The sequence below is a fragment of the Salmonella sp. SJTUF14076 genome (assembly GCF_015534835.1).
GTDB classification, from domain to species: domain Bacteria; phylum Pseudomonadota; class Gammaproteobacteria; order Enterobacterales; family Enterobacteriaceae; genus Salmonella; species Salmonella enterica.
In genome coordinates this window covers 3,167,237-3,182,836 of the sequence record NZ_CP064674.1, presented here as the reverse complement: position 1 = coordinate 3,182,836, position 15,600 = coordinate 3,167,237, and the positions used below count along the sequence as shown (strand labels likewise).

Below are 15,600 nucleotides of genomic sequence, written 5' to 3'. Positions count from 1 at the left end.
GTTCGATGTGCATTCCAGATAGTCAGAGGCGGTGTAGTCCATTAATCAACTGTTAACAAAGGATATTATCATGCCTGAAGGCCCGGAAATTCGTCGTGCGGCGGATAATCTGGAGGCGGCAATCAAAGGCAAACCCTTAACCGATGTCTGGTTCGCCTTTGCACAGTTAAAACCGTATGAATCGCAGCTTACCGGTCAACTTGTTACCCGGATAGAGACGCGGGGAAAAGCGTTATTGACCCACTTTTCAAATGGCCTGACGCTCTACAGCCACAACCAACTCTATGGCGTATGGCGGGTGATCGACACCGGTGAAATACTGCAGACCACGCGTATATTGCGCGTCAGGCTACAAACGGCGGATAAAACTATTCTGCTTTATAGCGCGTCTGATATCGAAATGCTGACAGCAGAGCAGCTCACGACGCACCCCTTTTTACAGCGAGTCGGTCCGGATGTGCTGGACGCGCGTCTCACTCCGAAAGAGGTTAAAGCTCGATTGCTGTCGCCGCGTTTTCGCAACCGACAATTTTCCGGACTGTTGCTGGATCAGGCCTTTCTGGCGGGATTGGGGAATTATCTGCGCGTTGAAATCCTCTGGCAGGTAGGGTTAACCGGACAGCATAAAGCGAAAGATCTCAACGAGGCGCAACTGAATGCGCTTTCTCACGCGCTGTTGGATATTCCGCGCCTTTCCTACACTACTCGCGGTCAGGCGGATGAAAACAAGCATCATGGCGCACTGTTTCGCTTTAAGGTTTTCCACCGTGACGGCGAAGCGTGCGAGCGGTGCGGCGGCATTATTGAAAAGACAACACTGTCCTCACGCCCGTTTTACTGGTGCCCGCATTGCCAGAAATAGCCGGAACCGCCATCGGCGAGCGGCTATTGCCTGATGGTACGACGCTTATCAGCCCTACAAAGGTTGTTTGGGCGCATAGGTTGAAATAAAACGGGCCACTGCTGGCCCAGTTAAAAGAATGCTGAACAGCCGTAGGGTTTGCATTGCCATGATGAGCGCCATATCGGCACTGCTTCCTGCCGCGATCGCGGCAACCGTATCCAGACCACCGGGACTGGTGGCGAGATAAGCCGTCATAAAATCAATCTGCATGTAGTAAGCCATTCCCCACGCCATCGCGGCGCAAATCGCCATCAGCGCGAAAATTGACAATAAGATTTGCGGCAATGGCCGCAGCGCCATAAAAAACACCTGTCTGTCAAAACCCAGCCCAATACGCCAGCCTATCGCCATATACGCCACGGCCAGCAGCCATTCGGGTAATTCAATCTCAATGATGCCTTGCGAATGGAGAAGCGCGCCTGCCAACATGGGGAGCAGCATCGTGCCGGAAGGGATACGCAACAGGCGACCGGCAATGCCCGCCACGATCGCTAATAGCAGCGTCGTCAATAAATTACCGCTAAGCGGCGGAAACCAGACCACCTGTTGGCTGACCGTTGCCGCGCTGTCGCCGAGTATCAGGCGTGTCACCAGCACCGCCGCGCCAGCCACAAACAGTACCCGCAGATACTGCATAAACGCCACCAGGCGGATATCCGCCCCGTAATCTTGCGCCATCGCTACCATTGCCGCCGCGCCGCCCGGCGATGACCCCCATGCGCCGGTGTTGCCGGGCAGCGAGCTGTAACGTACCAGCAGCCAGCCGACTACCGCGCTGGAAAGCAGCGTCACCAGCAACACTAAAAGCACGACCGGCCAGTAGAGGGCGAGGGTGATCAATATCGAACCGGTTAGATTTTGGGCGATCATACAGCCGAGAATTGCCTGCGCGGCGAGAAAAATACCGCGCGGAAGTTGTAGCGTGCTACCTCGCAAACTCAACACGATACCCGCAATCATTGGACCGAGCAGCATTGCCGCCGGAAGGTGCAGATAGAGAAAAATAAGGGAAATGAGCAGCGATAACAGGAACAACAAAAACCACTGCAGAATCGGCATTCCATGCTCCCTGAATGATATTTAGCGAAACCTTAATTAATCATAGAGAGTAACGGGGTAAGAATAAAATAATGAGGATAAGAAAAAAGGGAAAATGTACCGGATGGCGAGGGTTGCGTCGCCATCCGGTTGTCAATTAACGCTTCAGCGCCGATTTAAAGTCGCGTTTATCGTAGCCGGTATACAGCTGACGAGGACGGGCGATTTTCATGCCGTCAGTGTGCATTTCATTCCAGTGTGCAATCCAGCCAACGGTACGCGCCATGGCGAAGATCACGGTGAACATGGAGGACGGAATGCCCATCGCTTTCAGAATGATGCCGGAGTAGAAGTCTACGTTCGGGTACAGTTTCTTCTCAATGAAGTACGGGTCGTTCAGCGCAATGTGCTCAAGCTCCATCGCCACTTCCAGCAGATCGTCTTTGGTGCCCAGCTCTTTCAGCACTTCGTGGCAGGTTTCACGCATCACGGTGGCGCGCGGATCGTAGTTTTTGTAAACACGGTGACCGAAGCCCATCAGGCGGAAAGAATCATTCTTGTCTTTCGCACGACGAACAAATTCCGGAATGTGTTTAACAGAGCTGATTTCTTCCAGCATTTTCAGCGCGGCTTCGTTGGCGCCGCCGTGCGCGGGTCCCCACAGGGAGGCGATCCCGGCGGCAATGCAGGCGAACGGGTTGGCGCCGCTTGAACCTGCGGTACGTACCGTTGACGTAGAGGCGTTCTGCTCATGGTCAGCGTGCAGGATCAGAATACGGTCCATCGCGCGCTCCAGTACCGGATTCACTTCATAGGTTTCACACGGCGTGGAGAACATCATGTTCAGGAAGTTACCGGCGTAGGAAAGGTCGTTGCGCGGATAAACAAACGGCTGACCGATGGAATATTTGTAACACATCGCCGCCATGGTCGGCATTTTGGACAGCAGGCGGAACGCCGCGATTTCACGGTGGCGCGGATTGTTCACATCCAGCGAGTCGTGGTAGAACGCTGCCAGTGCGCCAGTGATCCCGCACATTACCGCCATCGGATGTGAGTCGCGACGGAAAGCATGGAACAGGCGAGTGATTTGCTCATGGATCATCGTATGGCGGGTGACTGTCGTTCTGAACTCGTCATACTCTTCCTGCGTCGGTTTTTCGCCATACAGCAGGATGTAACAGACTTCCAGATAGTTGGAATCGGTAGCAAGCTGGTCAATCGGGAAACCGCGATGCAACAAAATGCCTTCGTCGCCGTCGATGAAGGTGATTTTAGATTCGCAGGATGCGGTAGAGGTGAAACCAGGGTCAAAAGTAAAAACTCCTTTTGAACCGAGACTACGAATATCAATAACATCTTGACCGAGTGTACCTTTTAGCACATCCAGTTCAATAGCAGTGTCACCAGTAAGGGTGATTTTTGCCTTTGTATCAGCCATTTACGGTCTCCTTAGCGCCTTATTGCTTAAGACTGCCGGAACTCAGACTTGCCTTCTCCACGTCATCTTCCTCGTCGTTAGTGCAGGGAAGATTCTGTGTATGCATCAATCAACCGTTACCAGTTTGTTATTTGGCTCGCCGCTCTGTGAAAGAGGGGATGACCTGGGTACAGAGCAATGGGCGCTTGCAGGTAACGGCTTGATTAATTTCGAATTAGCAGCAAATCAGGAACGTAGCAATCCGAGTAATGTAACCTGTCTATCACTAATAACTGTCCTGAAAGAATGGGTCAATATCATTGTACTGTTGCATAACTTATTAACAGGTGAAAGAGTGACCCCATAACTTTTACGCATTATATGCTTTTTCTGGTGTCGTTTGTAACAATTTTGTTTAATGTTTGTCAAATCAGATGATTGAAAATTAAAAAAATGTTGTTATCGTGACCTGTGTCACTGTTCAGGATAAAACCCGACAAACTATATGTAGGTTAATTGTAATGATTTTGTGAACGTCCTATACTGCCGCCAGGTCTCCGGAATACCCTGCAATCCCGAGCCACCCAGCGTTGTAACGTGTCGTTTTAGCTACTGGAAGCAGTGTTTTACATGACGCGCAGTTATAGAAAGGACGCTGTCTGACCCGCACGCAGACCGGAGGAAGGAAATCCCGTCGTCTTTCTGGCTACAGGTAGATTCACCTCTGTAACCGAAGTCTTAAGGGAATAATAAGAACAGCATGTGGGCGTTATTCATGATAAGAAATGTGAAAAAACAAAGACCTGTCAATCTGGATCTACAAACGATTCGGTTCCCCATCACAGCGATAGCGTCCATTCTCCATCGCGTATCCGGTGTGATTACTTTCATCGCCGTCGGCATACTACTGTGGCTACTGGGCACCAGCCTCTCTTCTCCGGAAGGATTCCAGCAGGCCGCCGATATCATGGACGGCTTCATCGTTAAATTTATCATGTGGGGCATCCTTACCGCGCTGGCGTATCACGTCATCGTGGGAATTCGTCACATGTTAATGGATTTTGGCTATCTGGAAGAAACATTCGAAGCGGGTCAACGCTCTGCCAAAATCTCTTTTGTTATCACTGTCGTGCTTTCACTTCTCGCAGGAGTCCTCGTATGGTAAGCAACGCCTCCGCATTAGGACGCAATGGCGTACATGACTTCATCCTGGTTCGTGCTACCGCTATCGTTCTGACGTTATACATCATCTACATGGTGGGTTTTTTCGCCACGAGCGGCGAACTGACCTTTGAAGCCTGGACCGGTTTCTTCTCATCGGCCTTCACCAAAGTCTTCACCCTGCTGGCGCTTTTTTCCATCTTGATTCATGCCTGGATCGGCATGTGGCAGGTGTTAACCGACTACGTTAAACCACTGGCAGTGCGTCTGATACTGCAACTCGTTATTGTTGTTGCGCTGGTGGTTTACGTCATCTATGGATTTGTTGTGGTGTGGGGTGTGTAATGAAACTGCCAGTCAGAGAATTTGATGCTGTTGTGATTGGTGCCGGTGGCGCAGGTATGCGCGCGGCGCTGCAAATTTCCCAGAGCGGCCAAACCTGTGCGCTGCTCTCGAAAGTCTTCCCGACCCGTTCCCATACCGTTTCCGCGCAGGGCGGTATCACCGTGGCGCTCGGCAATACCCATGAAGATAACTGGGAATGGCACATGTACGACACCGTTAAGGGGTCGGACTACATTGGTGACCAGGATGCCATCGAATATATGTGTAAGACCGGACCGGAAGCGATTCTGGAGCTGGAGCACATGGGGCTACCGTTCTCCCGTCTTGATGATGGACGTATCTATCAGCGCCCGTTCGGCGGCCAGTCGAAAAACTTTGGCGGCGAGCAGGCGGCACGTACCGCGGCGGCGGCTGACCGTACCGGTCACGCCTTGCTACACACGCTGTATCAACAGAATTTGAAAAACCACACCACGATTTTCTCCGAATGGTATGCGCTGGATCTGGTGAAAAACCAGGATGGCGCGGTGGTGGGGTGTACCGCACTGTGCATCGAAACCGGTGAAGTGGTGTACTTCAAAGCCCGCGCGACGGTGCTGGCGACCGGCGGCGCAGGCCGTATCTACCAGTCCACCACCAACGCTCACATCAACACCGGTGACGGTGTCGGTATGGCGCTGCGTGCCGGTGTCCCGGTGCAGGACATGGAAATGTGGCAGTTCCACCCGACCGGCATCGCCGGGGCGGGCGTGCTGGTGACAGAAGGCTGCCGCGGCGAAGGCGGTTACCTGCTGAACAAACACGGCGAGCGCTTTATGGAGCGTTATGCGCCGAACGCCAAAGACCTGGCGGGTCGTGACGTGGTGGCGCGTTCCATCATGATCGAAATCCGTGAAGGCCGCGGCTGCGATGGTCCGTGGGGGCCGCACGCTAAACTGAAACTGGATCATCTGGGTAAAGAGGTGCTGGAATCTCGCCTGCCGGGTATCCTGGAGCTGTCCCGCACTTTCGCTCACGTCGATCCGGTGAAAGAGCCGATTCCGGTTATCCCGACCTGCCACTACATGATGGGCGGTATTCCGACTAAAGTGACCGGTCAGGCGCTGACCGTGAACGAGCAGGGCGAAGATGTGGTGATTCCGGGGCTGTTTGCGGTAGGCGAAATCGCCTGTGTATCGGTTCACGGCGCCAACCGTCTGGGCGGTAACTCACTGCTGGATCTGGTGGTCTTTGGCCGTGCGGCGGGGCTGCATTTACAGGAATCCATCGCCGAGCAGGGCGTGCTGCGCGACGCCAGCGAGTCTGACGTTGAAGGTTCTCTGGAGCGCCTGAATCGCTGGAACAATAACCGCAATGGCGAAGATCCGGTGGCTATCCGCAAAGCGTTGCAGGAGTGTATGCAGCATAACTTCTCCGTATTCCGTGAAGGCGACGCGATGGCGAAAGGGCTTGAGCAGTTGAAAGTGATCCGCGAGCGTCTGAAAAACGCCCGTCTGGATGACACGTCCAGCGAGTTTAATACCCAGCGTGTTGAGTGTCTGGAGCTGGATAACCTGATGGAAACCGCCTACGCCACTGCCGTATCAGCCAACTTCCGAACGGAAAGCCGCGGCGCGCATAGCCGCTTCGATTTCCCGGAGCGTGATGATGCCAACTGGTTGTGTCATACCCTGTATCAGCCGCAAACGGAATCCATGACGCGCCGAAGCGTCAATATGGAGCCGAAACTGCGTCCGGCGTTCCCGCCGAAGATTCGTACTTATTAATTGCGGAGACAGGATGATGAAACTCGAATTTTCGATTTATCGTTATAACCCGGATGTCGATAACGCTCCGCGTATGCAGGATTACACCCTGGAAGGCGAAGAAGGGCGCGACATGATGCTGCTGGATGCGTTAATCCAGCTTAAAGAAAAAGATCCCAGCCTTTCTTTCCGCCGTTCCTGCCGCGAAGGTGTGTGTGGTTCTGATGGTTTGAATATGAACGGTAAGAATGGTCTGGCCTGTATTACCCCTATTTCGGCGCTGACTCAGCCGGGTAAGAAGATTGTGATTCGCCCGCTGCCCGGTTTGCCGGTGATCCGCGATTTGGTGGTAGACATGGGGCAATTCTACGCACAATATGAGAAGATTAAGCCTTACTTATTGAATAATGGGCAAAATCCACCGGCTCGTGAGCATCTGCAGATGCCGGAGCAGCGTGAAAAACTCGATGGGCTGTATGAATGTATTCTTTGCGCCTGTTGCTCAACATCCTGCCCGTCATTCTGGTGGAACCCGGATAAGTTTATCGGTCCGGCGGGTCTGCTCGCGGCGTATCGATTCCTGATCGATAGTCGTGATACCGAGACCGACAGTCGTCTGGAAGGGATGAGCGATGCATTCAGCGTATTCCGCTGTCACAGCATTATGAACTGCGTCAGTGTATGTCCTAAGGGACTGAACCCGACGCGCGCTATCGGCCATATTAAGTCGATGCTGTTGCAGCGTAGCGCATAAGTAGTTGTAGTGGTTGCCGGATGGCGACGTACCGTCTTATCCGGCCTACAGGCGCAATCCCGTAGGCCTGATAAGCGCAGCGCCATCAGGCAATAGAAGTGCAGGAAACCTCTAAAAACTGCCATATGATTAGTAATAATCGAGATGTTCAGAGCGAGACAAGGCGCGGTCTGAACGAATCTTCGGGAGCATAGTTAACTATGTGACCGGAGTGAGCGAAGGCCGCAACGCAGTCGTAGCCTGAACAGCGAAGATTATTAGACAGTTTTTAAAGGTTCCTTAGCGGACGCAGATGACACGACAGTCCGCAACAAGTGAACCCCGGCACGCATACAGCGTATGCGTGGTTAGTATCCACGGCGAAATACTCGTCATAGTTCACGTTGCATGTGCGTTGGCTGCACTTGCTCACCCCGGTCACTTACTGGATGTAAGCTCCCAGGGATTCGCAAGCTTGCCGCCTTCCTGAAACGTGACCTATTTAGAGTATTAAATAAGCAGAAAAGATGCTTAAGGGATCACGATGCAGAACAGCGCTTTGAAAGCCTGGTTGGACTCTTCTTACCTCTCTGGTTCGAATCAGAGCTGGATAGAACAGCTCTATGAAGACTTCTTAACCGATCCTGACTCGGTAGACGCTAACTGGCGTTTGACGTTCCAGCAGTTACCTGGTATCGGAGTCAAACCGGATCAACTCCATTCAAAAACACGTGAATATTTCCGGCGGCAGGCGTTGGCTGGCTCACGTCACTCTTCTACGATTTCCGACCCTGACACCAATGTGAAGCAGGTTAAAGTCCTGCAGCTTATCAACGCTTATCGTTTCCGTGGCCATCAGCATGCAAACCTCGATCCGCTGGGACTGTGGAAGCAAGAACGCGTGGCGGATCTGGACCCTTCTTTCCATGATTTGACCGAGGCCGATTTCCAGGAAACCTTCAATGTCGGCTCCTTTGCCAGCGGCAAAGAGACGATGAAGCTGGGCGAGCTGCTCGACGCGCTCAAACAGACCTACTGTGGCCCGATTGGCGCTGAGTATATGCACATCACCAGCACCGAAGAGAAACGCTGGATCCAACAGCGCATCGAATCCGGTCGTGCGGCCTTTAGCGCTGACGAGAAAAAACGCTTCCTGAACGAACTGACTGCCGCTGAAGGGCTGGAACGTTATCTGGGCGCCAAATTCCCGGGTGCGAAACGTTTCTCGCTCGAGGGGGGAGATGCGCTGATACCCATGCTGAAAGAGATGGTTCGCCATGCGGGTAACAGCGGCACTCGCGAAGTGGTGCTGGGGATGGCGCACCGCGGTCGCCTGAACGTGCTGATCAACGTACTGGGTAAAAAACCGCAGGATCTGTTCGACGAATTTGCCGGTAAGCATAAAGAACATCTGGGTACCGGCGACGTGAAGTATCACATGGGCTTCTCGTCAGATATCGAAACCGAAGGCGGTCTGGTTCACCTGGCGCTGGCGTTTAACCCATCGCATCTGGAAATTGTGAGCCCGGTGGTGATGGGCTCCGTGCGCGCCCGTCTGGACAGACTGGACGAACCGAGCAGCAACAAAGTGTTGCCGATCACTATTCACGGCGACGCCGCGGTGACCGGCCAGGGCGTGGTTCAGGAAACCCTGAACATGTCGAAAGCGCGCGGTTACGAAGTGGGCGGTACGGTACGTATCGTTATCAACAACCAGGTGGGCTTCACCACCTCTAACCCACTGGATGCGCGTTCAACGCCTTACTGCACCGATATCGGTAAAATGGTCCAGGCGCCGATTTTCCACGTCAATGCGGACGATCCGGAAGCCGTCGCTTTTGTGACCCGTCTGGCGCTGGACTTCCGTAACACCTTTAAACGCGATGTGTTCATCGATCTGGTGTGCTACCGCCGTCACGGCCACAACGAAGCCGACGAGCCAAGCGCAACCCAGCCGCTGATGTACCAGAAAATCAAAAAGCATCCGACGCCGCGTAAAATCTACGCCGACAAACTGGAAGCTGATAAGGTCGCAACGCTGGAAGATGCCACCGAAATGGTCAACCTCTATCGCGATGCGCTGGATGCTGGCGAGTGCGTAGTGAAAGAGTGGCGTCCGATGAACATGCACTCCTTCACCTGGTCGCCGTATCTAAACCACGAATGGGATGAAGCATACCCGAACAAGGTAGAAATGAAGCGTCTGCAGGAGCTGGCAAAACGTATCAGCACCGTGCCGGAAGCCATTGAAATGCAGTCTCGCGTGGCGAAAATTTATGGCGACCGTCAGGCAATGGCGGCAGGCGAGAAATTGTTTGACTGGGGCGGCGCGGAAAATCTGGCTTACGCCACGCTGGTCGATGAAGGCATTCCGGTGCGCCTGTCCGGGGAAGACTCTGGTCGCGGCACCTTCTTCCATCGTCATGCGGTGATCCACAACCAGACGAACGGCTCAACGTATACGCCGTTGCAGCATATTCACAGCGGTCAGGGACAGTTTAAAGTCTGGGACTCCGTGCTGTCTGAAGAAGCGGTACTGGCTTTTGAATACGGTTATGCCACGGCGGAACCACGTACCCTGACTATCTGGGAAGCGCAGTTTGGCGATTTTGCCAACGGCGCGCAGGTAGTGATTGACCAGTTCATCTCCTCCGGCGAGCAGAAATGGGGCCGGATGTGCGGTCTGGTGATGCTGTTGCCGCACGGCTATGAAGGGCAGGGGCCGGAGCACTCTTCCGCGCGTCTGGAACGTTATCTGCAACTTTGCGCCGAGCAGAATATGCAGGTTTGCGTGCCGTCCACCCCGGCGCAGGTCTACCATATGCTGCGCCGTCAGGCGCTGCGCGGGATGCGTCGTCCGCTGGTGGTGATGTCGCCGAAATCGTTGCTGCGTCACCCGCTGGCGGTTTCCACGCTTGATGAACTGGCGAACGGTTCCTTCCAGCCGGCCATTGGCGAAATTGACGAGCTGGACCCTAAAGCCGTAAAACGCGTGGTAATGTGTTCTGGTAAGGTTTATTACGACCTGCTGGAACAACGTCGCAAAAACGACCAGAAAGATGTCGCTATCGTGCGCATCGAACAGCTCTATCCGTTCCCGCATAAAGCGGTGCAGGAAGCGCTGCAACCATACGCTCACGTTCATGATTTTGTCTGGTGCCAGGAAGAGCCGCTCAACCAGGGCGCATGGTACTGCAGTCAGCATCATTTCCGTGAAGTGATTCCGTTTGGGGCCGCTCTGCGTTATGCAGGTCGCCCGGCCTCCGCCTCTCCGGCGGTAGGGTATATGTCCGTTCACCAGAAACAGCAACAAGATCTGGTTAATGACGCGCTGAACGTCGATTAAATAAAGGATAAATAATGAGTAGCGTAGATATTCTTGTTCCCGACCTGCCTGAGTCCGTAGCGGACGCGACCGTCGCCACCTGGCATAAAAAACCGGGTGATGCGGTTGTTCGTGACGAAGTGCTGGTAGAAATCGAAACTGACAAAGTGGTACTGGAAGTACCGGCATCAGCGGACGGCATTCTGGATGCGGTTCTGGAAGAAGAGGGGACGACTGTCACCTCTCGCCAGATCCTGGGTCGCCTGCGTGAAGGCAACAGCGCGGGTAAAGAGACCAGCGCGAAATCTGAAGAGAAAGCGTCTACGCCGGCACAGCGCCAGCAGGCGTCGCTGGAAGAACAAAACAACGATGCGCTCAGCCCGGCGATCCGTCGCCTGCTGGCTGAGCACAATCTGGAAGCCAGCGCCATCAAAGGCACTGGTGTGGGTGGGCGTCTGACCCGTGAAGATGTGGAAAAACATCTGGCGAAAGGCGAGTCTAAAGCACCTGCTGTTGAACCTGCAGCACAACCCGCTCTGGGCGCGCGCGGCGAAAAACGCGTGCCAATGACCCGCCTGCGCAAGCGCGTGGCCGAGCGTCTACTGGAAGCGAAAAATTCCACCGCCATGCTGACGACCTTCAATGAAGTCAACATGAAGCCGATTATGGATTTGCGTAAGCAGTATGGCGAAGTGTTTGAAAAACGTCATGGTATCCGCCTGGGCTTTATGTCCTTCTACGTGAAAGCGGTAGTGGAAGCGCTGAAGCGTTATCCGGAAGTGAACGCCTCTATCGACGGCGATGACGTGGTGTATCACAACTACTTTGATGTGAGCATGGCGGTGTCTACGCCGCGCGGCCTGGTCACGCCGGTCCTGCGTGACGTGGATACGCTGGGCATGGCTGACATCGAGAAAAAAATTAAAGAACTGGCTGTCAAAGGCCGCGACGGCAAGCTGACCGTAGAAGACCTGACCGGTGGTAACTTTACCATTACCAACGGCGGCGTATTCGGTTCGCTGATGTCTACCCCGATCATCAACCCGCCGCAGAGCGCGATTCTGGGAATGCATGCTATTAAAGACAGGCCGATGGCGGTGGATGGCAAGGTGGAAATCCTGCCGATGATGTACCTGGCGCTCTCTTACGATCATCGCCTGATCGATGGTCGCGAATCCGTGGGCTTCCTGGTCACCATCAAAGAGTTGCTGGAAGATCCGACCCGTCTGCTGTTGGACGTGTAGTCAGCAAGAGCATCACCTGCTACCTGTAGGCCGGATAAGGCGTTCACGCCGCCATCCGGCGATGGTGTAATGCCTGATGGCGCGCAGCTTTCAGGCCTACAGGTCTAAAGATAACGATTACCTGAAGGATGGACAGAACACATGAACTTACATGAATATCAGGCAAAACAACTTTTTGCCCGCTATGGCTTACCGGCGCCGGTGGGTTATGCCTGTACTACTCCGCGTGAAGCCGAAGAAGCCGCGTCTAAAATCGGCGCTGGCCCGTGGGTAGTGAAATGTCAGGTTCACGCTGGCGGCCGCGGCAAAGCGGGCGGTGTGAAGGTAGTAAAAAGCAAAGAAGAGATTCGCGCCTTCGCGGAAAACTGGCTGGGCAAACGTCTGGTGACCTATCAAACAGACGCTAATGGCCAACCGGTAAACCAGATTCTGGTTGAAGCGGCGACCGACATCGGCAAAGAACTGTACCTCGGCGCGGTAGTTGACCGTAGTTCTCGTCGCGTGGTCTTTATGGCGTCTACCGAAGGTGGCGTAGAGATCGAAAAAGTCGCGGAGGAAACCCCGCATCTGATCCATAAAGTCGCGCTCGATCCGCTGACCGGCCCGATGCCGTATCAGGGACGGGAACTGGCGTTCAAATTGGGTCTGGAAGGTAAACTGGTGCAGCAGTTCACCAAAATCTTTATGGGTCTGGCAACCATTTTCCTTGAGCGCGACCTGGCGCTGATCGAAATCAACCCGCTGGTGATCACTAAGCAGGGCGATCTGATTTGCCTCGACGGCAAGCTGGGCGCTGACGGCAACGCGCTGTTCCGCCAGCCGGATCTGCGCGAAATGCGTGACCAGTCTCAGGAAGATCCGCGTGAAGCGCAGGCGGCGCAGTGGGAACTGAACTACGTCGCGCTGGACGGCAACATCGGTTGCATGGTGAACGGCGCGGGCCTGGCGATGGGCACCATGGACATCGTTAAGCTGCATGGCGGCGAACCGGCTAACTTCCTTGACGTGGGCGGCGGCGCAACCAAAGAGCGCGTCACCGAAGCGTTTAAAATCATCCTCTCGGATGACAACGTGAAAGCGGTTCTGGTTAACATCTTCGGCGGTATCGTCCGTTGTGACCTGATTGCCGACGGTATCATCGGCGCGGTGGAAGAAGTGGGCGTGAACGTTCCGGTGGTGGTGCGTCTGGAAGGCAACAACGCCGAACTCGGCGCGAAGAAACTGGCTGACAGTGGCCTGAATATTATTGCAGCGAAAAGTCTGACGGATGCAGCTCAGCAGATTGTTGCCGCAGTGGAGGGGAAATAATGTCCGTTTTAATTAATAAAGATACCAAGGTTATCTGCCAGGGCTTCACCGGTAGCCAGGGGACTTTCCACTCCGAACAGGCGATTGCTTACGGTACGCAAATGGTCGGCGGCGTAACGCCGGGCAAAGGCGGCACCACGCATCTGGGTCTGCCGGTGTTCAACACCGTGCGCGAAGCGGTAGAAGCTACCGGTGCGACCGCATCCGTTATCTACGTCCCGGCGCCGTTCTGCAAAGACTCCATTCTGGAAGCGATCGACGCAGGCATCAAACTGATTATCACCATCACCGAAGGTATTCCGACGCTGGATATGCTGACTGTGAAAGTGAAGCTGGACGAAGCGGGCGTACGCATGATCGGCCCGAACTGCCCAGGTGTGATCACCCCGGGCGAATGCAAAATCGGCATCATGCCGGGTCACATTCATAAGCCGGGTAAAGTGGGTATCGTTTCCCGTTCCGGTACGCTGACCTATGAAGCGGTTAAGCAGACCACCGACTACGGTTTCGGCCAGTCCACCTGTGTAGGTATCGGCGGCGACCCGATTCCGGGCTCTAACTTCATCGACATTCTGAAATTGTTCCAGGAAGATCCGCAGACTGAAGCGATCGTGATGATCGGCGAGATCGGCGGTAGCGCAGAAGAAGAAGCGGCGGCTTATATTAAAGACCACGTGACCAAGCCGGTTGTTGGCTATATCGCGGGTGTTACCGCGCCGAAAGGCAAGCGTATGGGCCACGCGGGCGCCATCATTGCCGGTGGTAAAGGTACTGCGGATGAAAAATTCGCCGCGCTGGAAGCCGCGGGCGTGAAAACCGTTCGCAGCCTGGCCGATATCGGCGAAGCGCTGAAAGCAATTATAAAATAAAACTCGCTGTTCCTGCGGGAACAGATAAATGTCCGTTTTCGACATGGTTGGCCACCTTTACGGTGGCCTTTTTTATGGCTTTATTGTTTGTGGCAAAGTACGGGTGAAGCATCCGGGATATAAAATTATTGGCTTTGTAAATATTGAACTATAGGAAAATAATGCCTCATTAAAAAAACATGGTGGAGTCTAAAAATAATTGATAATAACCGTCTGGCTGCGGCAGTAAATTTACTCAGTTTGCTGGTTAACTCTTTTGCAGCAAATACAGATGCTGTCTTAGTGAAAGACCTGCCGACCTCACTGGAGACGGATTATGCGCTTTCCGCCATGAAAAAAACGCATTGCAGCATTACACTATGTTGACGCTAACCTCTATAGTAAATTGACGCTTGACTCTGTGGCCGCGCATGTTTGCCTGAGCGCGAACTACACGTCTCCTCAGATGTATCGCGCTTACACAGACTGCTTGTTTAATGGCAGAATAAAACAGCTATTTTAATCATAAGAGTACCAGCATTATTTCCCTGAAGTATTAAAGATATCGTTTAATAAATCATATGAACTTTTGCTGGTTAAAAGAGGTTAACTTTAAAAATTATTAATAACTTATTGACACTATTCGTTCGTGATTAATCATGTTTAAAGGGTATTTATGGCTGCGAATAAACAGAATTATTACTATGAGTGACGTAGAAATTGAGGGTAAATCTGTGAAGGTGATAACAGAATCTTCACTATAATAATTATGGAGAGGCAAATACGGTGTTATTGAAATAAAGAAAAATTAGCGAATAAAATGTTTGTTTCTGGCTATCTGGAAAGCTTATTAGCGATAATTAAGGCGATAACCTGGCAAGATGATCCTGGCCGTTAGTCGTCGGGAAAGGGAAGTTGGGGCAGGGTAATCCCGGTGGGATGATGGCGCGTGTGCAATGAGATAGTTTCTTTGCGGTGTTAATTATAAGTAAAATAAAAATAGACTAAATGTATAAAATAATAAGTGTTGATAACCTACAGAAAAAATCTGTGAGCTATTTAGCAATAATTGAACATCAATGTGGAATGTTTTTTACTGGATGCGGGGCAGTAAAAAACGCACAAAATGTTTAGCCTTACCGAATAAGCCTCTTTTTACAGGGAGTTTGAAATTACTCTTTGCAAAAACAAAAAGTTAACAAAAAATTCACCATGCATTCAATGAATAAACATTATTAACATTAACTTCAAAAATTGATTTTAATCAATATTTAAATGTTGGAAAAGAGCATCAAAACTGGTTAAATTGTCCGTGATCAAATTCCCTGAAAAGCGATAGATTAGCCATAAATTGATCGCTGTCGAAAAAAGCAAATCTGACCCACTAAAAACCTGTTTATTGTAAGGGTTTTACGGCGTAATATATTTGCGGGATCAATTTGGGTTTTTTATTAACATGTTTGTAACTTTTCATCATTACTGTTTCCTTCCCGAGGGGATAGTACGATGGAAGGCCGCAAATAAATTTG

General features: G+C 52.5%; 12 protein-coding genes. 10 read left to right on the top strand and 2 right to left on the bottom strand.

Going from position 1 to position 15,600, the window contains the following annotated elements; translation table 11 throughout:
• The first annotated feature begins 70 nt into the window (after window positions 1–70).
• Window positions 71–862, top strand: a complete 792-nt coding sequence (nei, locus tag HU143_RS15535) for an endonuclease VIII (protein WP_023227631.1) — start codon at window positions 71–73, stop codon at window positions 860–862.
• A 54-nt stretch (window positions 863–916) separates the two neighbouring features.
• On the opposite strand, the gene HU143_RS15530 is transcribed toward nei, so the two are convergent.
• Entirely contained in the window at window positions 917–1,963 is a 1,047-nt protein-coding gene (locus HU143_RS15530; protein WP_023227630.1) for an AbrB family transcriptional regulator, read from the bottom strand.
• A gap of 136 nt (window positions 1,964–2,099) precedes the next feature.
• Entirely contained in the window at window positions 2,100–3,383 is a 1,284-nt protein-coding gene (locus HU143_RS15525) for a citrate synthase (protein WP_000785811.1), read from the bottom strand.
• 100 nt (window positions 3,384–3,483) lie between these two features.
• Between HU143_RS15525 and HU143_RS15520 the strand changes: the two genes are divergently transcribed.
• From HU143_RS15520 to sucD, 9 genes are all read left to right on the top strand, one after another.
• Window positions 3,484–3,729: a hypothetical protein gene (locus HU143_RS15520; RefSeq protein WP_001539488.1), complete on the top strand. Its 246-nt coding sequence runs from the start codon at window positions 3,484–3,486 to the stop codon at window positions 3,727–3,729.
• Window positions 3,730–4,122: 393 nt separating this feature from the next.
• On the top strand, window positions 4,123–4,527 hold the full coding sequence (sdhC, locus tag HU143_RS15515; protein WP_000263340.1) for a succinate dehydrogenase cytochrome b556 subunit: 405 nt from the start codon (window positions 4,123–4,125) through the stop codon (window positions 4,525–4,527).
• Window positions 4,521–4,868 carry a succinate dehydrogenase membrane anchor subunit gene (gene sdhD, locus HU143_RS15510; RefSeq protein WP_000254356.1) on the top strand — a complete coding sequence of 116 codons (348 nt, stop codon included), beginning with the start codon at window positions 4,521–4,523 and terminating at the stop codon, window positions 4,866–4,868. Before sdhC ends, sdhD begins: the two co-directional genes overlap by 7 nt.
• A complete protein-coding gene (sdhA, locus tag HU143_RS15505) occupies window positions 4,868–6,634 on the top strand; it encodes a succinate dehydrogenase flavoprotein subunit (RefSeq protein ID WP_000775561.1) in 1,767 nt (588 codons plus the stop codon). Before sdhD ends, sdhA begins: the two co-directional genes overlap by 1 nt.
• A 16-nt stretch (window positions 6,635–6,650) precedes the next feature.
• Window positions 6,651–7,367, top strand: a complete 717-nt coding sequence (gene sdhB, locus HU143_RS15500; protein WP_001537859.1) for a succinate dehydrogenase iron-sulfur subunit SdhB — start codon at window positions 6,651–6,653, stop codon at window positions 7,365–7,367.
• 523 nt (window positions 7,368–7,890) lie between these two features.
• Entirely contained in the window at window positions 7,891–10,692 is a 2,802-nt protein-coding gene (sucA, locus tag HU143_RS15495) for a 2-oxoglutarate dehydrogenase E1 component (protein ID WP_023227629.1), read from the top strand.
• Window positions 10,693–10,706: 14 nt separating this feature from the next.
• The gene (gene odhB, locus HU143_RS15490; RefSeq protein ID WP_000099858.1) at window positions 10,707–11,915 is read left to right on the top strand and encodes a 2-oxoglutarate dehydrogenase complex dihydrolipoyllysine-residue succinyltransferase; all 1,209 of its coding nucleotides are present in this window, start codon (window positions 10,707–10,709) and stop codon (window positions 11,913–11,915) included.
• A gap of 141 nt (window positions 11,916–12,056) precedes the next feature.
• Entirely contained in the window at window positions 12,057–13,223 is a 1,167-nt protein-coding gene (sucC, locus tag HU143_RS15485) for an ADP-forming succinate--CoA ligase subunit beta (protein WP_051129332.1), read from the top strand.
• Window positions 13,223–14,092 carry a succinate--CoA ligase subunit alpha gene (gene sucD, locus HU143_RS15480; protein WP_000114631.1) on the top strand — a complete coding sequence of 290 codons (870 nt, stop codon included), beginning with the start codon at window positions 13,223–13,225 and terminating at the stop codon, window positions 14,090–14,092. Before sucC ends, sucD begins: the two co-directional genes overlap by 1 nt.
• Window positions 14,093–15,600: the final 1,508 nt, after the last annotated feature.